We start from the raw sequence: 18392 nt of genomic DNA, 5'->3' as shown, positions 1-18392 counted from the left end.
TTTTATGACCACAAAAACATTCCCATATTTCCTTACATTACGCACCTTTCAAGCCCAGAGCCAAATCTAACATTTCTTGAGCATGATGTTTTGTTTTTTCAGTTATTTCTACGCCACCTAGCATACGAGCAAGTTCATTAATTCTTTGTTCTCCTGTCAGCTGTGAGACAGATGTATATGTTCGTTCTCCTACAAATTGCTTACGGATTTCATAGTGATGATCTGCCATACAAGCAACTTGAGGTAAATGGCTTATTGAGAAAACTTGGCAATCTACTGCAAGGGAGGATAATTTTTCTGCAATGGCCTGCGCTGCTCGTCCACTTACTCCAGTATCTACCTCATCGAATATAAGTACAGGAATTTGGTCGATCTGCGCAAAGATAGATTTCAATGCCAACATAATACGTGACATTTCTCCGCCTGATGCTACCTTATGTAACGGCTTCAAAGGCTCTCCTGGATTCGTGCTCATCATGAAGACTGCATGATCAATTCCAGTAGCGCTTAACCGTACTCGCTCCTCAGCGTCTTGAGTAGTGTGATTGATCTCTACTTCGAATTTCGCTGCACCCATTTGTAGACCAGTAAGTTGTTCTTTGATTTCATTAGAAAGCTTAATAGCTGCCTGCTTACGTAATACAGATAGCTGATCAGCCAACACATAGGCTTGTTTATACTCTGTTTCTTCTTGTTCTTTTAATAGCTGCAATCGCTCATCACGATTTTCCATCTTATCACGTTCATCTGTAATTTTCGCCAAATAGGCAATGATTTCCTCAATACTTTCACCGTATTTGCGTTTTAATGATCGAATAAGATCAAGTCGATCCTCTACGTAAATTAGCTGCTCAGGATCAGATTCTATCCCATCTCTATAATTACGAAGTTGATACATTACATCTTCTGCACCATAATAAGCAGCTTGAAGCTGTTCGATCATTGGAGATAATGCAGTTTCGTCATAACTAACGATATCTGTTAAGCGAGTTATTGCTCTACTCAATGCTTCTATACCTTGTCCATCATTCAATAAACCGTAAGCTTCATTGACAGATGAAGTGCGTTTCTCAGCATACATAAGCATTTTACGTTGTTCTAATAATTCCTCATCTTCACCAGGTTTTAATTTGGCTGCACTAATTTCTTCGATTTGGAACATATACAGATCTTGCATTTGAACATTGTGACGTGAAGTATTTTCTAATTCATGTAATTGTGAGCGAATAAGTAATAATTGTTCATATTGTTGTGCATAAGCTTTTTTATTATTCAGAAGGCTTGAACCACCATACATATCTAACCATTCCAGATGCTGCTCATTTTTAAGAAGTGATTGATGCTCATGCTGACCGTGAATATTAACAAGGCTTTCTCCAATTTCTCGTAACATTGTAATCGTAACAAGTTGACCGTTCACACGGCTACTACTTTTGCCAGTAGAACTTAGTTCACGACGAACAATTAACATTTCGTTTCGGTCATGTTGTATACCAAGATTTGCTAACTTCGACCATACAGGATGTTCAGTTGATAAATCAAACATAGCTTCTACCTCAGATTTATCACAACCATAACGAACCATATCAGCAGACCCTCGCCCACCGACAACTAAACTCAATGCATCAATCAATATTGATTTACCTGCACCGGTCTCACCCGTTAATACATGAAAGCCATTATGAAATTGTACACTTGCCTCTTCAATAACTGCTAAGTTGCGAATAGAAAGTTCATGTAGCATGAACATACGCCTCCTAAAACTTTTCATAAGATAATGGATTTACTACTTGGCAAATGAAAAGTTGCTTCGTAAGCATAAGCTGAACTTTTCATAAGATAATGGATTTACTTCTGTAGTAATGAAAAAAAATATATTCCTATTTCAACATATCTATAAAACGTTCAACAACTAATTTACTTTGAGTACTCGACCGGCAAATAATAAGTATCGTATCATCTCCCGAAATTGTGCCCATAATATCAGGAGTGTCCATCGTGTCAATTAATGCGGCAATCGTATTTGCAGTACCAGGTAAGCATTTCATAACAACCAGATTATCTGTGTAATCAATATGTGTGAAATGATCCTGCAGCGCTCTGCGAAGTTTATGAATTGGATTTGGTTTTTGACTTTCACCGGGCATTGCATATTTATAACTTCCTGAAGACGAAGGAATTTTGATAAGCATTAGCTCTTTAATATCTCTAGAAACGGTTGCTTGTGTAACTTGCATTCCACTATGGCGCAATGCTTCCACCAGATCTTCTTGAGTTTCTACATCACGAGCCGTAATAATTTCCTTTATTTTAAACTGTCTTATACCTTTCACTTATATGACCCCTATTCCTTATTATTCAACAAAGTGAAACGCAATTTTCCTAAGCGTTCCTTCTCTATAATTAATATATATTATTCCCGACATGTCAGGAACTAATAACGAATACATCAACAAACGATCACGTATTTCGTTATTTGTCCACTCCATAGGATGACGTTCACGTTCATACTTTACAAGATACATGCGACCCTTTTTTTCAACAACGTAGTCTACATATACATTAGTTGCCTTATCCAGCACTATATCATCTAACTCAATCGCGATCGGAATTGTATGACGCCCCGATATAACTATATATCCATTCTTCGTTAGTAAAGTAACATTAGGATCATCTTCCTTAATTCTCCCGCCTTTGCCTAACTTAATTCTGGACATTGTCTGAGCGGTATGTAGCCAACGATATAACCAGCGATATGCTAATAGTAATAATAGAATTCCAGCAACAATCATAATAAACCACTCACCGTATGGTGCCAACTTAACTCCCCCTCCTATACTTCTCCAACTTCCACAAGTACTCATTCAAAATAATATACATCTATGGAGTGAAAAGCGCATCTGAGGTGGATATAGAACATTTGTTTGTATTTACAGTTTATCTCAATTACTGAGTCCCTGTAAAGAGAAAAGATGCCTCACGATAAATTACCGATTGGCATCCTTCTTGTTGGATATTATTTTTTCGCGTTCACTTTAAACGTTTCATTAGCTTCAAGTACGATATTCTCAATACGTTCCAGAGGGATTTCTTCACCATTTGGAGTGTTTTCCCAAGTCCATTGTGCTAGGAACTCAATGTTTCCTTCGCCGCCTGTAATTGGAGAAAACGTCAAATTTTTAAGAGAATAACCTATCTCGTTAGCCATACTAAGAACATTCACTAATACTTCTTTGTGAACACTTGGCTCACGAACTACGCCTAACTTACCGACTTTTTCACGGCCAGCTTCGAATTGCGGTTTAATAAGTGCAACTACTGAAGATCCAACTGGGAATAATGTAGATAATGTAGGTAGAATATGTTTTAACGAGATAAATGATACATCAATACTCGCAAAATTCGGATTCGGTCCTTGCAATTCCTCTACGGTTAGATATCTGAAATTTGTTCTTTCCATCACATTGACTTGCTCATGTTGCCTAAGAGACCAGTCCAATTGATTATATCCGACATCTATAGCATACACATAAGATGCTCCATGTTGCAGAGCACAATCTGTGAAACCACCAGTTGAAGCACCAATATCAAGCATAATTACATCTTGCATATTAAGTTCAAAGCTTTTAATTGCTTTTTCTAATTTCAAGCCGCCTCGACTAACATACGGATGTATCGAACCTTTTACTTTAATAGCAGATGAACGAGCAACTTTCATTCCAGCTTTATCAACTGGTTCTTCATCAACGAGGACAAGTCCAGCCATCAATGCTTTCTTCGCTTTCTCACGACTATCAAAATAACCAAGTTCAACAAGTAATACATCTATTCGTTCCTTTGGAACTGCTGTCATTGTATCCCTACCTATCAATTGTGCAAATTAGCACTTTTCTTACGCTTTGGCAACATATCATGCACGACTTTAATAACGCTTTGGGCATTTAATCCAATCTCATCTCTCTGCTCGGCAATGCTTCCATGCTCTACAAATAAATCAGGTATACCCATCAGACGAATAACCATATCATCAATATGTTGTTGCGAATAATGTTCAAGAATTGCGCTTCCTAGTCCGCCTAGTTCAGCACTTTCTTCAATAACAATTAGTTTTTTATGTTGTTTAGCTAATCGTTGAAGCATTTCATGATCCAACGGCTTCACGAAACGAGCATTAATAATTTCAACATCGATACCTTCACGTTTTAACTGTTCTGCTGCTTCTTTCGCAACTTTTATCATTGGACCAATGGCCAATATTGCGAATTCAGATTCTCCGTCTTTCAATACTTCCCATGATCCAATCGGAAGCGTTGTTAATTCCGGCAGTAGTTCAACACCTTCAACGTTAATACGCGGATATCTTATTGCAATTGGTCCATCATTATATTCAACAGCTGTTTTCATCATTTGACGTAGTTCATTCTCATCTTTAGGCATCATAATAACGATATTAGGTACATGACGTAAGAAAGGAATATCATATACGCCTTGATGAGTTTCCCCATCAGGACCAACAAATCCAGCTCGATCAATAGCAAAAATAACATTAAGATTTTGACGACAAATATCATGAACAACTTGATCATACGCACGTTGCAAGAATGTGGAGTAAACCGCAAATACAGGCTTCATTCCTTCAATAGCAAGTGCTGCCGCCATCGTAGCAGCATGCTGTTCTGCAATTCCTACATCAATCATTCGTGTAGGGAATCGATTAGCAAAATCAAGTAATCCTGATCCACCTGGCATTGCTGGTGTTACCGCAACAATACGATCATCTTTTTCAGCCAACTCAATGAGTACATCTCCGAAAATTTTAGTATACATCGGAGGTCCAACTGCTTTGACCATTTTTCCTGACTCAATCTTATATGGAGATGCACCATGCCATGTATGAGAATCGTTTTCAGCGGGCTTATAGCCTTTGCCTTTGGTTGTGATGACATGAACTAAGACTGGTCCATTAATCTTATCGGCTTGCTTCAGTGTTTCCAATAATGCTTCCATATCATGCCCATCGACCGGTCCAAGATAAGAAAGACCAAACTGTTCAAACAGAATACCGCTCATTAATAAGTATTTCACGCTATCCTTAAATCTTGATACAGTTTCAGCAAGCTTCCCACCAATAGCAGGAATCTTATTGAGCAATTGATTAACATCTTCTTTTGCTTTCTGATATTGGCGACCAGTACGAATTTTACTTAAATACTGATGGAGAGCACCAACATTTGGAGCAATAGACATTTCATTGTCATTCAAGATAACGATTAATTTACGTTTCTCATGCCCAATATGATTTAACGCTTCTAGTGCCATACCACCGGTTAGAGCACCATCACCGATCATTGCTACAACGCGATTATTCTCACCTTTAAAGTCGCGTGCCATTGCCATACCTATAGCTGCAGATAATGAGGTACTGCTATGTCCAGCTTCCCATACATCATGTTCACTTTCATTGCGTTTCACAAATCCGCATAAACCTTTATATTTCCGTAATGTATCAAATTGATCTTTACGACCAGTAATAATTTTGTGAACATATGACTGATGTCCAACATCGAAAATAAATTTATCTTTTGGACTGTCAAATAAGTAGTGCATTGCTAGAGTAAGCTCAACAACTCCAAGATTTGGAGCGAGATGACCACCAGTAATAGACAATTGACCAATTAAAAATTGACGAATTTCTTCTGCTAATTGTTCTAATTGATCTGTTGTTAAATGTTTTAAATCTTCGGGGCCATCTACATGTTCTAAAAGCACATTGCTTTCCTCGCTTTCAAAAAAAAGATTGTGATCCCAATCCCTTTATTCATTACCATATATTATAGCACATTCATCGTATACTACCTAATGGTAGGACAGGAATACAACTGTAACTAGTCTACTTTTTGAACTTTTTCTTATAATAATAGTTCAAATTCCAATGACTGTTCAAAAATCCCGCTTTCAGAACCGAGAAGATGCAGCGCTACTTGAGGGTGGAGGAAACGCAAGTGTACGTCTTAGGTACACACGTAACGGACTTCCCAAGTTCGCTTCATATTCGATGTCGAATAAACCTCGGCAGCATTAGCATCGTTATCAGAGTCCGCTTTTTGAACTTCCTATCTATGATTCTCTATGTACTAAGTAATCTGCTATTTCCAGCAACAGACTCGACTCCTGTAAGTTAGCTTCAACTATAGCTGTCTTCGCTTGCTCGGTAAGTTTCTGAACAAGAGCAATGCTTTCGTCCAAACCGAGCAGGAACGGATAAGTCACTTTTTGTTGCTCGATATCACTAAGGACCGGTTTGCCAAGCTTTTCTGCATCTCCAATCAGATCAAGAATGTCGTCTTGAATTTGAAAAGCTAACCCGATATTTCTTCCGTATAGTTCTAGTTTTTCAAGTTGAACTGCACTAGCTCCAGCTGTTCTAGCCCCAGCAAGTACGGAACAGACAATAAGGTCACTTGTTTTGTGTTCATGGATATATTCAAGTTGAGAAATAGAAGTTATCCCTTGTTCACCTTGAATATCAGCCACTTGTCCACCAACCATACCTTTTGCTCCAGCATATTTAACTAGATCATCAATGATATCTATTGCGATTGCAGCACTGATATAACCTTTCTTCGCCATATCAGTTACAAAACCAAAACTTTGCGTAAGTAATGCATCTCCAGCTAGAATTGCCATTCCCTCGCCAAAAACCTTATGGTTGGTCGGCTTACCACGACGAAAATCATCGTTATCCATCGCAGGTAAATCATCATGAATTAGTGAATAGGTATGTATATACTCAATTGCGCATGCAGCGCCATATGCTTTTTCATAGATGTCGGCTTCCCCGTGGATCGCATAAGCAGTTGCTAATACGAGGTAAGGACGAATCCGCTTACCACCAGCAGTCAACGAATATTCCATTGCCTCTATCAGAGTGGATGGAGCTCCCTCTAGTACATTTAGTGATAATAGAAGTTGCTGACCAACTTGCTTCGCTACTGTATTCACATGCTCTTGTATCGTAATTGAGTCATTCACGAGATTACTCTCCTTTTTCTAATTGAGCTGTTGGGAATGGTTTTGTCTCCGTACCATTATCAGTTTCAATGAGCATTTCTATTTTTGCTTCTACTTGCTTTAATTTACCGTTACAAAGATTAGAAAGCAGCATACCTTCTTGGTATAACTCAATCGCTTGCTCTAGCGGCACATCACCATTTTCCAGTTGTGCAACTATTGTTTCAAGGCGCTCTAATGCCTGTTCAAAGCTCTGCTCCTGCTTCTTACTCATTACGAATCCCTCCAAACTTTTCATTGCTATCTAATAACTTGTCACCTAATGAAAAGTTACTTCGAAAGCTTATTAGTTATTTGCTGTACTTCGCAATTCAATGTACCATCTGCTAATCTGACTTCAATATGATTTCCAACTTTAACCTGATCTATATTTTTCAACAGCTGTTGATTATCGGTATAGGTCAAGCTATAGCCACGTGCCATTACTTTGAGAGGACTTAATGCATCCAATTGTTTCATATTAGATACAATCTGTACTTTTTTCCCATCAATAACACGTTTCATCTGATCATCTAATTGATTTTTTAAATAGCTGACATTACGCGCTAGTAACTTAATCCGATGTTCTGGATGAAGTCTAGCTAACTTACTTTCTTGTGCTGACAGCTTAAGTTTATGACTATCCAATTGTTTTCGCAAATTCACTTTTAGACCGGTTTGCAAATAGTCCACTCTTTCAGCCTGTTGCAGGAAGAACCTTTTCGGTTGTACAAAAGTGGGGGCTTGTTGTGCTCTGCGAAGTCTTTCGGTTAATCGATCCAGCTTGGAATTCATCGCATAATGAAGTTTTTCATTAAGTCTTGCAATTGTCGAAGTCAGCTCTTTAACATGAGGAACTGCTAGTTCTGCTGCTGCAGTTGGTGTTGCTGCACGAATATCAGCAACAAAATCAGATATCGTAAAATCTGTTTCATGCCCTACTGCACTAATAATCGGAATTTGAGAAGTAGCGATTGCTCTGACAACTATTTCTTCATTGAAGGCCCATAGTTCTTCGAGTGAACCACCACCACGACCGACTATTATTACATCACAGTGCGATGCTTCATTCATCATATGAATTGCTTTAACAATCGATGGAGCAGCTAATTCACCTTGTACTTGTACTGGTGCTATTAACATATTGGCCATTGGATAGCGACGTTGTATCGTTGTAATGATGTCTCGAACTGCTGCGCCAGTTGGCGAAGTAATGATACCTATGCTCTTAGGAAAAAGAGGAAGTGCTCGTTTGCGTGTCTGTGCAAACAATCCCTCCTCCTCTAATCGAGCTTTCAATTGTTCATATGCAAGATACAAACTACCAAGACCATCTGGCTGCATTGCATTCGCATAAAACTGGTATGCACCGTCTCGCTCAAATACTGAAATGGTACCACGAGCTAGAACTTTTGTCCCTTCTCGTGGCATAAATTTCAGTTTGGCATTATGAGAAGCAAACATCACACATTTGATACGACTTTCTTTATCCTTCAACGTGAAATACATATGGCCACTTGAATGATGAGTAAAGTTAGATACTTCACCTCTAAGCCATACATCAGATAATACTGGATCTACATCCATCGCCATCCGAATATATTTGTTGACTTCCTTTATCGTATAAATATGAGGCTCATTTCTCATAAATGGCTCACATCCCGTTTACTTTTTTTGCTGCTGTAATTGTATTTTTCATTAACATTGTAATCGTCATAGGGCCTACGCCGCCTGGTACAGGTGTAATGTGTCCAGCAACAGTTTGACAGCTTTCGAAATCAACATCACCAGCTAATTTACCAGTATCAAGTCGGTTAATACCTACATCAACAACGACAGCACCCGGTTTTACGAATTTACTATCAATCGCATTAGCTCGCCCAATCGCAACAACAAGAATATCAGCTTGCTTTGCAATTTCTTCAAGATTTGCCGTACGAGAGTGACAGATCGTTACCGTAGCATTCTCACGAAGTAATAGCATTGCGACTGGTTTACCAACAATATTACTACGTCCGATAACAACAGCATGTTTACCTGCAATATCTACTCCACTACGTTTAATTAATTCAATAACACCTGCTGGAGTACATGGCAACAAGCTGTCATCTCCGATAACTAGATTACCAACACTCTCAGGATGGAAACCATCAACGTCTTTATCAACACGAATAGCATCAATAATTGCTTTTTCATTAATATGTTTTGGAAGAGGTAATTGAACAAGAATACCATTAATAGAATCTTGATTGTTGAGCTTCTCAATAAGAGCTAGTACCTGCTCTTCAGAGCTATCAGCAGCCATACGATGTACTTCAGAATACATACCTAATTGAATGCATGCTTTTTCTTTTGAGCCAACATAAACTATTGAAGCAGCATCTTCACCTACTAATATTACCGCTAAGCCAGGAGTTACTCCTTTTTGTTTCAATTCAGCAACCTCAGAAATCATTTCATTACGCATATCAGCAGAAATTTGTTTTCCATCAATAATTAGTGCACTCATGAATTATCTCTCCCTCAACTTTTGATTTTAATGCCTTACAACGAAAGAAGCTTATCGCATCATTCGCGACAAGCTTATGCTTTTTCTAAATCTAGGTTTTGCAGTAATTTTGCTAGTACACCATTAACGAATTTGCCTGATTCATCAGTACCAAAATGTTTTGCAAGTTCAATAGCTTCGTTAACTGCTACTTTTGGTGGGGCATCTTTACTGAATACCATTTCAAAACATGCAAGTCGTAATATTTGAAGATCAACTCTTGATAGTCGGTCTACCTGCCACCCTGTTAGATGACTCGTCAACAGATCATCAATAGCCGCTTTATGTTCATTTACACCTAAAAGTAACTTACGTGCAAATTCATCAGTCGCTTCATCACTAACTTTATCACTTACTTCATCATCTGCTTTTATTTCCTCAATTATCATTTCTAACGCTTCAAATACTTCTACGTCATTAAGCTCTAATTGATACAAGCTTGATACTACCATTTCTCTCGCTAATCTACGTTTCATATGCCCTCCACAACAATTTGCTCAAAATCAACAGTAATCTATGATCTCATCCCTGCCCCGAATATTTTACGATATCCGAAGTACGGAGCAGACCACAGCTCTAGCGATATGGCCTAAATAGCTTTAAGAAAGTCTGCCATAGCCGCTCTAATGGTGCTAGTGGATGTGAAGCGTATTCCTTCTCTTTTCCAAACCAGTAACCAACTCCTACAAGCAATGCTACAAATAGCATATCCCAAAAACCAACTATTAAATAAATAATTCCAAAGAAAAGCCCAATGCTAGCGCCTATTATTCTTTTCCAATATACAGGCCAAATATCTTTCCACATAGATAGCTCACCTCTATTCTACGCGACTTTTTATCGTATTCGTTTGAATAATGTTCGCTATATATACAGATACATTCGTAACGGGAATACCAGTTATTTCTTCCAAATAATTTTTCACAGAGATCTGAATTTCCTCTGTTAATTGTGGAATAGAAACTTCGCCGTCAACAACTGTACGGAGCACAATATCCATACCAGTATCAGTAGCTTTCACTCTAGCTTTCAAATCTTTAACGCCACGTATCTTCATAGCTGCTTTAAGCGCTAAATTTTCCATTGTTTCAATCGAGATTCGAATGTCACCATATTCAGTACGTTGATCAACAGATTGAGAAGAAACAGTACTGCGAGAAAGTGAGACTACAAAGAATCGTAAACTAATTAAGAACAATACGATACCGACAATAGCTAGCGCAATAAGATAATTAGAATTGGAATATAGCGTTTCAATGAAATCAATGGAAAGTGATTCGTTAATCCAAGCGAAGCCTACACATGCGAATACTACCGAAATAATTCCGATAACAATGCTGTATAAAAACAACAATAGCTTGTCCACTACTCTGATCAATGTTCTTCATCCTCTCGATTTATTGAAAGTTCAAATCGTTCGCCTGTCAGCACTGCCAAGTAACATATCCTAGCAACGTATACACTAGTGTATACGAGCATCCAAAAGCTCGAAGCTTCCAATGAAGGTTCAGTTCGTTCGTTTGTCTCCAGCCAAGAAGATGGCATGAAGCTAGTGACGCGAAGGATGGTGATCACAATCTGGCGATTCCAACAACAACTAGATTAATGTAATCAACCCCCTTCGCCGAGCACTTCAGCCCAACACAAGGGGGTTAATTGTTCTAGTTTACACGCTTCACTTGATCTTCATTGTCGACTTTCTCATCCTGTTTAAGGTGTACATCATGAACATGTACGTTTACTTCAACAACTGAAAGCCCAGTCATCATTTCAATGGAGCGTTTAATATTTTCTTGAACATTATTAGCAACTTCTGGAATTTTATGTCCGTATTGAATAATAACAGAAACATCAACTGCTGCTTCTTTCTGTCCTACTTCAACTTTAACGCCTTTAGCAACGTTCTTCTTACCAAGAAGCTCAGCAATACCACCAGCTAAGCCACCGCTCATACCTGCAATTCCGTCAACTTCAACCGTCGCCAGTCCTGCAATTACTTCAATGACTTCTGGGGCAATTTGAATTGTACCCATGTCTGTTTTTTCATATTCAGCAATAATACTCATGCTGGTTACACCTCCAAATAATCAATACCTGCCTAAGGTCATGCTTACCTTCGTTACTTATTTCTATACTATAACATTCAGTAAGAATTATGACAAACTATATTGCATAGTGTATTGATGGCTTAAGCTGTACCATTAATATCATGTTCCTCAAGGAACTTAATGTCAAAGTCACCACTAATGAACTTCTCATGCTCAAGCACTTTCAAATGGAACGGAATAGTTGTCTTAATTCCATCAATCGCAAATTCCTGCAAAGCACGCTTCATACGACTAATCGCTTCATTACGAGTTGGTGCCCATACAATAAGTTTTGCAATCATAGAATCATAATGCGGTGATATAGTGTATCCTGGATAAACTGCGCTATCTACACGAACACCGTTACCGCCAGGTGGTAAGTAGAATGAAATATTCCCTGCAGATGGCATGAAGTTACGTTCAGAATCTTCTGCATTGATACGACATTCAATTGACCAACCATTTATACTTAGATCTTCTTGAGATATTGAAAGTGGATTACCTTCAGCTACCGAGATCATTTCCTTAATCAGATCCGTATTCGTGATCATCTCTGTAACAGGATGTTCAACTTGAATACGTGTATTCATTTCCATGAAATAGAATTGATCGTCAGGACCTAGAAGAAACTCTAACGTTCCTGCGCCAGAATAATTAACTGCAAGCGCAGCACGAACAGCTGCTTGCCCCATCGCCGTACGAAGTTCCGGAGAAAGCATAGAACAAGGAGCTTCCTCAATTAATTTCTGACGACGACGTTGTACAGAACAATCTCGTTCAAACAGGTGAATCGCATTACCATGCTTATCAGCCATAATTTGAACTTCAACATGTTTCATACCAGTCAAATATTTTTCCAAGTAAACTCCACCATTACCGAAAGCTTTTTGAGCTTCCTGTTGTGCAGTAGCGATTTGGGTAATCAGACTATCTTCATCTTCAGCAATACGAATACCTTTACCACCGCCGCCCGCTGTAGCTTTAATAATGACAGGATATCCGATATCGCGCGCAACCATAATGGCTTCATCCATATCTTCAATTAGACCATCTGAACCAGGAATGATAGGTACATTCGCACTCTTCATCGTAAGTTTTGCAACTGCCTTATCGCCCATTTTGCTAATTGCTTCAGGTGAAGGTCCGATGAATGTAATATTGCATGATTCACAAATTTCTGCGAAATCAGCATTTTCAGCTAAAAACCCATAACCTGGGTGAATAGCATCACATTCCGTAATTGTGGCAACGCTCATAATATTTGTTAGATTTAAGTAGCTATCTTTGGAAGCAATTGGTCCAATACAATAAGCCTCATCTGCTAGCTTGACATGTAACGAATCACGGTCAGCAACAGAATATACAGCTACAGTTTGAATACCAAGTTCACGACAAGCTCGAATAATTCGAACCGCAATTTCTCCACGATTCGCAATTAATATTTTTTGGAATTTCACGAATGACGAACCCCTTTCAACCATTAAATTCTTGTAGTGGCAAACGATTAGTCCGCTTTCACTAGGAACAATGGTTGACCAAATTCAACCAATTGGCCATTCGTTACTAAAATTTCAACGATTTCGCCATTAACTTCTGCTTCTAGTTCATTCATAAGCTTCATTGCTTCAAGAATACATACAACTGACTTCGTATTCACTCGATCGCCAACGTTAACGAATACAGATGCATCTGGTGTTGGTGAACTGTAGAAAGTACCTACCATTGGAGATGTAATTTTGTGATACTGCTCAGAAGATGCTTCTGGTTGAACAGGAGCTACTTCAGCTTGTACGACTGGCTGACTTGCAGTTGACTGTTGTTGAACAGCTGGTTGCGTATATGTATGCATAACTGGAGCCGTCTGAACAGTAACCACTTCAGATTTGCTTGGTTTACGAATATGCAGGCGAGTGCCTTCATTTTCGATCTCGAGCTCTTCAACGGATGTTTGATCTACCAGCTTGATTATTTCTTTAATCTCGCTCAACTTAAACATGAACGTAATCACTCCTCATTTTTCACATAACGTCTAACATTATATCACAAATAGACAATAACACGAATTTTTTTTTATGAGATTTGAAGATAACTCCATCATAAGTAGATTATGTCTACTTATAACTGGAGTTATCCACAGAAGTGATTACTTTTTTTCTAAGGGTTTGGAATAAATTGCACGGAGACTTGCTCAGGTCTTACTTCCATCACAGTAATCACTTGATCAATAATTTCAGCAGCTTGCTTTTTCTCTAATAAATCACTTGTAACGACAACTTTATATTTATCATTTAATTCTTCAGATACAAGGGCAACTTCATACGTTTGCATTAAGTCGTTCTCAAGTTGTGTCACTTTAGCCATTTTTTCTTCCAATTTATCCATTTCAGCTAATGCTGCTATAGATGTTTCTTCATCGACACTCACATCAGCAATAACTGACATAATACGATTATTTTCCGCCTCATATTGTTGTTCACGTTTTGTAAGTAATTGGCTGATTTCTCCAGCTTTGAAATAACCATCTGCTTGTAATTGTTCCAATACTTCTTGGTCTAATGCACTAATCGTGTAAGTAGAACCATCCTCATTCGTACCTGATACTGCAGTCGCATCTTGACCTTCTGGAGTGCTAACTTCAGCTACATTTTGCAAATTAGTTGCGTCAGTCACTTTATCTTTACCACCAATATCTTGTGTGAACAAATAGTATGCGGATAATACCACCATTAAACTAAGCATTGAAATCAACCAAATCGTTTGTCTTTTTGTATTCATTATAAAACCCTCCATATAGTCATTATTTTTTACTTGGCACTACGGAAATTCTTGTTGGCACTACATTCATTCCTTTTTCAACTGCTTGTATAATCAATTTCCGTACGGCTGCATCCTCTGCACCTTCTGCTACAATTAATATCCCACGGATTCGTGGATTGATAATTTTTGTAATGAGAGGTTGTTCACCGTTATTGGCTTGATACAAAACGACCTTTCCATCCGAGGTTACTGTCGTAATATTTCTTGAGCCACCATTGCGATCATTTTCCTCGGTCGTACTCTCACTCGTATTCATATCTCGCTCTACGACTTTTTCTTCCGTAGATTCAACGGTTACCATTACATCTACTTTTCCGACTCCAACCATCTTCTCAAGTATTTCCTTGAGTCTATCTTCTAGTGGACTCTCAACACTTGCAAAGGATGAAGTTGCGGTATCACCATTACGGAAAACTTCCTCTGTAGTAGAAACGGCAGAGGGTTGTTGGTCAACCGTATCGATGTCTTTGAATGAAAAAAACGAGTTAATAAGCATTAGGAATATGCCAATTGCTCCTACGATGACTAATCCCTGAATAACTTTCACACGTTTTTCACCACCAGGGCCACCACCAAACCACTTTTCAATAAATTTCAACCATTTCACCACCTTAAGCCTTCCGATTTCATGACCCGCTACTTTTTGGCCTGCACGAAAATTTGATTTCCTTTAACATTCCAACCTGTTGTAAGGATGGATATGATTTGTAAAGCTTGCTCATCTTGCACTGCATAGAAGTCACTCTGTTGCTCGGGTAATTTATCAACATTTTCAGTTGTAGATTCGGAGACTTCACTCTCGGTCATATCAACCTGCACCTTGATTTCACTCACGATAATTGGCTCTTGAACAACTACCTCTTCAACTTTCGTCTCTGATTGCGCTTGTTTTAGCGTAACTGTAATGGAAACAATATATGGTGATTGATCTGCACCAGCACCTTTGTTCCAACCTAATTGGACAGCAACCTGTTGAACGTTAGCATCCGTTTGATTAAGCAATTGTTGCTTCATTGCTTCCTCTAATCCCAGTTTTGTTAATTGTTCTGAAGCTTGCTCTCGATCAGCCTTCAATTGCGTGGCACGCTTATTAATTTCATCAAGTGTTGGAACGTTTAGTTTATCTGCTTGAAACTGTTCATCCCATAAGGAATAGCTGGCCGCCAATTGTGAGGTGAAATCTTTCTGAAAGATATTCAGTAATGGATTGAGCATCGTAAGTAACAAAATTAACCCAATAACTAACCGCGAATATCGTAGCATCTTGTTGTTGGGTAATACTAATTCGACAATTACCGCCAACAAAATTACTGCGATTATGCTTTGTAGCCATTCGCCTAGCCAGGTTAGCACATTATCCTCACCTCCTTATAGGTAGTTCAAACTGTTCGTTTGTAATTACGATAACTTGGCTTTGTCACCGAACCATGACGGTGGCGTTTCCTGCGGTTATGATGATTGTGACTGCAAGGAAAAACATTAGGCTTACAGCCGCTAGCGCCGCAAACACATACAGCATTGTCTTTCCTATCGTTTGTAGACATGCAGCTATAGGTGAATCTCCGAGCGGCTGCATGATCGCTCCTGCAACATGATAGATCAGTGCTAGTGCAACAATCTTAATAGCAGGAAAAGCGCAAATTACGAGTAGAATAGTAACACCTGCTAGTCCGATTGCGTTTTTAGCTACCAACGAAGCTGATAGAATGGTGTCAGCAGCATCTGAGAACATTTTCCCAACTACAGGTACAAAGTTACCAGTTACGAATTTGGCAGTCCTCAGTGCAACTCCATCTGTAATTGAACTCGTTGCTCCCTGCACAGAAATGACTCCGAGAAATACAGTCAATAGTATACCGAGTATAGTAACTGCGACCCCTCTTAACATATTGGCTAACTGAGTGACTTTGAAACGATCTGTAATTGCACTAACAATATGTAAAACTGCTGAGAAGAACAGCAATGGAAATACAACTAGATAGATTAAAGTGCCAACGACATGAATCATAAAAATGATCAATGGATGCATAACTGATACCGTAACCACACCACCCATCGAAGCTAACAATGTAAGTAGAAGTGGAATCATGGCCAGCATGAATGTGATCATCTCTTCAATCGCTTCCTTCGCGTAGCCTATGGCTACACTGAAACTATTAATTGCGATTGTGACTAGTACCATGAAAACGATGGAATAGGCAACTTTACTAATTGCATTTCTTTCAAATGCGTTCTGCAGTGTTTCTAGCATCATACTGAATACCGCTAACATTACGATGATTATTAGAAGTTTACTGTTATAGATGATTTCTTGAATGAAGTAAGCGAACATACCTTTAATAATTGTGCTAGCTTCAAATTTATTACCTTGATCAGAGAACATAAGTTCATTAATGGTAGGAAGCTGGTTGTTTGGAAAGTACTGACTGTACTCATTACCCATTTGCTCCCAATACTGCTCTATTGTATTTGTATCAAGTGAATTGACTTGTTCCTCAACCCAAGTTGACGTCATATCTGAAGAATATTCATTACTTGGTGTACTGCTAGCTTCTACCACTGGCGAGAAGCAAATAAGTATCAAGATCATGATTGTCCATGTTAGTAATCTACTTACTATTCTCATCCGCTCTTCCTCCTATCAACTTCCCATAGGAAGTAACGATAGCAATGTTTCGATAATGACATTTATGATAGGTATTGCTAGTACTAATATAAATATTTTCCCAGCAAACTCGATTTTTGAAGCAATGCTTTCCTGTCCAGCATCCCTCACCATTTGGGCACCAAATTCTGCAATATAAGCGATCCCAATTATTTTGAGCACTGTTTTTAAGTAAATATCGGGAATTCCGGATTTCGTCGCCAGCTCATTTATTACAGTAATTACAGCATCAATTTTTCCAATGACTAATAGAAAGATGAACACACCTGTAAATGTTGTAATAAGAAAAGCGAACATCGGCTTCTGCTCTTTAAGGACTAAGACGAGGATCGTCGCTATTAAACCAAGTCCTACAATTTGAATGATTTCCACAGTGTTCACCTACTGAAATAGAAAAATCGCCTTAATTTCTTGAAATAGCTCTCCAAGTAGATCAATAACCATGAATAGTCCTACTACAAAACCCATTACAGTCACCCAATGCGCCATATCTTCTTTTCCCATTTGTTTCAATACAGAATGTATAATCGCAATAATAATGCCTACTCCTGCAATCTGAAATATTGCTGTCACATCCATCTTTATCATCTACCCCTCTTACACCATCAATATCACAATTAGAACAGCCCCTAATGCCCCCAAACTTCTCCACATTCTTACAAATTTATCTTGTTCTTCTCTAGCTGTTACTTCTTCTGTTTTCAATTGTAATTGAGCAAGTTGTAGATGTTTCTGCTGATCTTCTGAGTCACTCATGCCAAGCACAGAGCCCATTCTAAGCAAAACTTCTTTCTCTCGTATTTTCATCGAAGTGTTGGACCAACATTGTTCTACCGCTATACTCCAAGCTTCATTTAACGATAGTTCTTGCTCCCCTTGCAGCAAATCTGCGGTAATCTGAAAAAGTTCGCGTATAGGTTGTTCAGTTGCTTCTGCTGTAACGAGGCAAGCAACTGGTAAAGGTGTTCGTCCATAATTGATTTCTGTCTCTAGGCGTTGCAATGCATGTATGAGAATTCGTAATTCTTTAGCTCGATCCACATACTTTGCAGCTTGCAAAAAACCAACTGCCGTTCCAGAGAACAGAATCAGTAAGGCACCCAACAGTTTAATCATTATCCATCCACCTTCCTCAAGTTCGCTTCATATTCGATGTCGAATACACTTCGAAGCTAATCATTGTTATCAAAGTTCGCTTATTGAACTACCTCTTTCAATAAAGGTT

22 protein-coding genes are annotated in these 18392 nt (G+C 38.6%); all 22 read right to left on the bottom strand.

Features of this window, described 5'->3' with window-relative positions:
• Positions 1-37: 37 nt before the first annotated feature.
• A complete protein-coding gene (gene recN, locus NV377_RS18375) occupies positions 38-1744 on the bottom strand; it encodes a DNA repair protein RecN (RefSeq protein ID WP_258202249.1) in 1707 nt (568 codons plus the stop codon).
• Between the two features lie 136 nt (positions 1745-1880).
• Positions 1881-2333 (bottom strand): transcriptional regulator AhrC/ArgR, encoded by a 453-nt coding sequence (gene ahrC / locus NV377_RS18370; RefSeq protein ID WP_258202248.1) that lies wholly within the window; start codon positions 2331-2333, stop codon positions 1881-1883.
• Between the two features lie 21 nt (positions 2334-2354).
• Positions 2355-2819, bottom strand: a complete 465-nt coding sequence (locus NV377_RS18365) for a hypothetical protein (RefSeq protein ID WP_258202247.1) — start codon at positions 2817-2819, stop codon at positions 2355-2357.
• A gap of 197 nt (positions 2820-3016) precedes the next feature.
• Positions 3017-3853 (bottom strand): TlyA family RNA methyltransferase, encoded by an 837-nt coding sequence (locus NV377_RS18360; protein WP_258202246.1) that lies wholly within the window; start codon positions 3851-3853, stop codon positions 3017-3019.
• Between the two features lie 14 nt (positions 3854-3867).
• Positions 3868-5769, bottom strand: coding sequence for a 1-deoxy-D-xylulose-5-phosphate synthase (dxs, locus tag NV377_RS18355; protein WP_258202245.1), 1902 nt, complete (start codon positions 5767-5769; stop codon positions 3868-3870).
• Between the two features lie 348 nt (positions 5770-6117).
• Complete coding sequence (locus tag NV377_RS18350) at positions 6118-7032, bottom strand: polyprenyl synthetase family protein (RefSeq protein WP_258202244.1); 915 nt, start codon at positions 7030-7032, stop codon at positions 6118-6120.
• Between the two features lie 4 nt (positions 7033-7036).
• Positions 7037-7285 carry an exodeoxyribonuclease VII small subunit gene (gene xseB, locus NV377_RS18345; RefSeq protein WP_258202243.1) on the bottom strand — a complete coding sequence of 83 codons (249 nt, stop codon included), beginning with the start codon at positions 7283-7285 and terminating at the stop codon, positions 7037-7039.
• A gap of 56 nt (positions 7286-7341) precedes the next feature.
• Complete coding sequence (gene xseA, locus NV377_RS18340) at positions 7342-8697, bottom strand: exodeoxyribonuclease VII large subunit (protein ID WP_258202242.1); 1356 nt, start codon at positions 8695-8697, stop codon at positions 7342-7344.
• Positions 8698-8704: 7 nt separating this feature from the next.
• Entirely contained in the window at positions 8705-9559 is an 855-nt protein-coding gene (gene folD, locus NV377_RS18335; RefSeq protein WP_258202241.1) for a bifunctional methylenetetrahydrofolate dehydrogenase/methenyltetrahydrofolate cyclohydrolase FolD, read from the bottom strand.
• 74 nt (positions 9560-9633) lie between these two features.
• Positions 9634-10074 carry a transcription antitermination factor NusB gene (gene nusB, locus NV377_RS18330; RefSeq protein WP_258202240.1) on the bottom strand — a complete coding sequence of 147 codons (441 nt, stop codon included), beginning with the start codon at positions 10072-10074 and terminating at the stop codon, positions 9634-9636.
• A 100-nt stretch (positions 10075-10174) separates the two neighbouring features.
• Positions 10175-10405 (bottom strand): DUF2273 domain-containing protein, encoded by a 231-nt coding sequence (locus NV377_RS18325; RefSeq protein ID WP_258202239.1) that lies wholly within the window; start codon positions 10403-10405, stop codon positions 10175-10177.
• A 13-nt stretch (positions 10406-10418) separates the two neighbouring features.
• Positions 10419-10976, bottom strand: a complete 558-nt coding sequence (gene amaP, locus NV377_RS18320) for an alkaline shock response membrane anchor protein AmaP (RefSeq protein ID WP_258202238.1) — start codon at positions 10974-10976, stop codon at positions 10419-10421.
• 283 nt (positions 10977-11259) lie between these two features.
• A complete protein-coding gene (locus tag NV377_RS18315) occupies positions 11260-11664 on the bottom strand; it encodes an Asp23/Gls24 family envelope stress response protein (RefSeq protein ID WP_258202237.1) in 405 nt (134 codons plus the stop codon).
• 122 nt (positions 11665-11786) lie between these two features.
• Positions 11787-13142: an acetyl-CoA carboxylase biotin carboxylase subunit gene (accC, locus tag NV377_RS18310; protein WP_258202236.1), complete on the bottom strand. Its 1356-nt coding sequence runs from the start codon at positions 13140-13142 to the stop codon at positions 11787-11789.
• A gap of 47 nt (positions 13143-13189) precedes the next feature.
• Positions 13190-13681, bottom strand: coding sequence for an acetyl-CoA carboxylase biotin carboxyl carrier protein (gene accB / locus NV377_RS18305; protein WP_258202235.1), 492 nt, complete (start codon positions 13679-13681; stop codon positions 13190-13192).
• Between the two features lie 158 nt (positions 13682-13839).
• Positions 13840-14460, bottom strand: a complete 621-nt coding sequence (locus NV377_RS18300; protein WP_258202234.1) for a SpoIIIAH-like family protein — start codon at positions 14458-14460, stop codon at positions 13840-13842.
• A gap of 22 nt (positions 14461-14482) precedes the next feature.
• Positions 14483-15109, bottom strand: a complete 627-nt coding sequence (gene spoIIIAG / locus NV377_RS18295; protein ID WP_258202233.1) for a stage III sporulation protein AG — start codon at positions 15107-15109, stop codon at positions 14483-14485.
• Between the two features lie 29 nt (positions 15110-15138).
• Positions 15139-15855, bottom strand: a complete 717-nt coding sequence (gene spoIIIAF / locus NV377_RS18290; RefSeq protein ID WP_258202232.1) for a stage III sporulation protein AF — start codon at positions 15853-15855, stop codon at positions 15139-15141.
• A gap of 64 nt (positions 15856-15919) precedes the next feature.
• Positions 15920-17128 carry a stage III sporulation protein AE gene (spoIIIAE, locus tag NV377_RS18285; RefSeq protein WP_258202231.1) on the bottom strand — a complete coding sequence of 403 codons (1209 nt, stop codon included), beginning with the start codon at positions 17126-17128 and terminating at the stop codon, positions 15920-15922.
• Between the two features lie 15 nt (positions 17129-17143).
• Positions 17144-17539, bottom strand: coding sequence for a stage III sporulation protein AD (gene spoIIIAD, locus NV377_RS18280; protein WP_258202230.1), 396 nt, complete (start codon positions 17537-17539; stop codon positions 17144-17146).
• Between the two features lie 9 nt (positions 17540-17548).
• Positions 17549-17755 (bottom strand): stage III sporulation protein AC, encoded by a 207-nt coding sequence (spoIIIAC, locus tag NV377_RS18275; RefSeq protein ID WP_373425830.1) that lies wholly within the window; start codon positions 17753-17755, stop codon positions 17549-17551.
• A gap of 9 nt (positions 17756-17764) precedes the next feature.
• Positions 17765-18283, bottom strand: coding sequence for a stage III sporulation protein SpoIIIAB (gene spoIIIAB, locus NV377_RS18270; protein ID WP_258202229.1), 519 nt, complete (start codon positions 18281-18283; stop codon positions 17765-17767).
• Positions 18284-18392: the final 109 nt, after the last annotated feature.

The sequence above is a fragment of the Paenibacillus endoradicis genome, assembly GCF_024721975.1.
This window is presented reverse-complemented; position numbering and strand designations above follow the sequence as displayed.

Excerpts from the sequence above, each read along its gene's own strand:
- recN (WP_258202249.1), bottom strand. The coding sequence starts at position 1,744 with ATGCTACATGAACTTTCTATTCGCAACTTAGCAGTTATTGAAGAGGCA.
- NV377_RS18360 (WP_258202246.1), bottom strand. The coding sequence starts at position 3,853 with ATGACAGCAGTTCCAAAGGAACGAATAGATGTATTACTTGTTGAACTT.
- xseB (WP_258202243.1), bottom strand. The coding sequence starts at position 7,285 with ATGAGTAAGAAGCAGGAGCAGAGCTTTGAACAGGCATTAGAGCGCCTT.
- xseA (WP_258202242.1), bottom strand. The coding sequence starts at position 8,697 with ATGAGAAATGAGCCTCATATTTATACGATAAAGGAAGTCAACAAATAT.
- folD (WP_258202241.1), bottom strand. The coding sequence starts at position 9,559 with ATGAGTGCACTAATTATTGATGGAAAACAAATTTCTGCTGATATGCGT.
- nusB (WP_258202240.1), bottom strand. The coding sequence starts at position 10,074 with ATGAAACGTAGATTAGCGAGAGAAATGGTAGTATCAAGCTTGTATCAA.
- NV377_RS18325 (WP_258202239.1), bottom strand. The coding sequence starts at position 10,405 with ATGTGGAAAGATATTTGGCCTGTATATTGGAAAAGAATAATAGGCGCT.
- NV377_RS18315 (WP_258202237.1), bottom strand. The coding sequence starts at position 11,664 with ATGAGTATTATTGCTGAATATGAAAAAACAGACATGGGTACAATTCAA.
- accB (WP_258202235.1), bottom strand. The coding sequence starts at position 13,681 with ATGTTTAAGTTGAGCGAGATTAAAGAAATAATCAAGCTGGTAGATCAA.
- NV377_RS18300 (WP_258202234.1), bottom strand. The coding sequence starts at position 14,460 with ATGAATACAAAAAGACAAACGATTTGGTTGATTTCAATGCTTAGTTTA.
- spoIIIAE (WP_258202231.1), bottom strand. The coding sequence starts at position 17,128 with ATGAGAATAGTAAGTAGATTACTAACATGGACAATCATGATCTTGATA.
- spoIIIAC (WP_373425830.1), bottom strand. The coding sequence starts at position 17,755 with ATGATAAAGATGGATGTGACAGCAATATTTCAGATTGCAGGAGTAGGC.
- spoIIIAB (WP_258202229.1), bottom strand. The coding sequence starts at position 18,283 with ATGATTAAACTGTTGGGTGCCTTACTGATTCTGTTCTCTGGAACGGCA.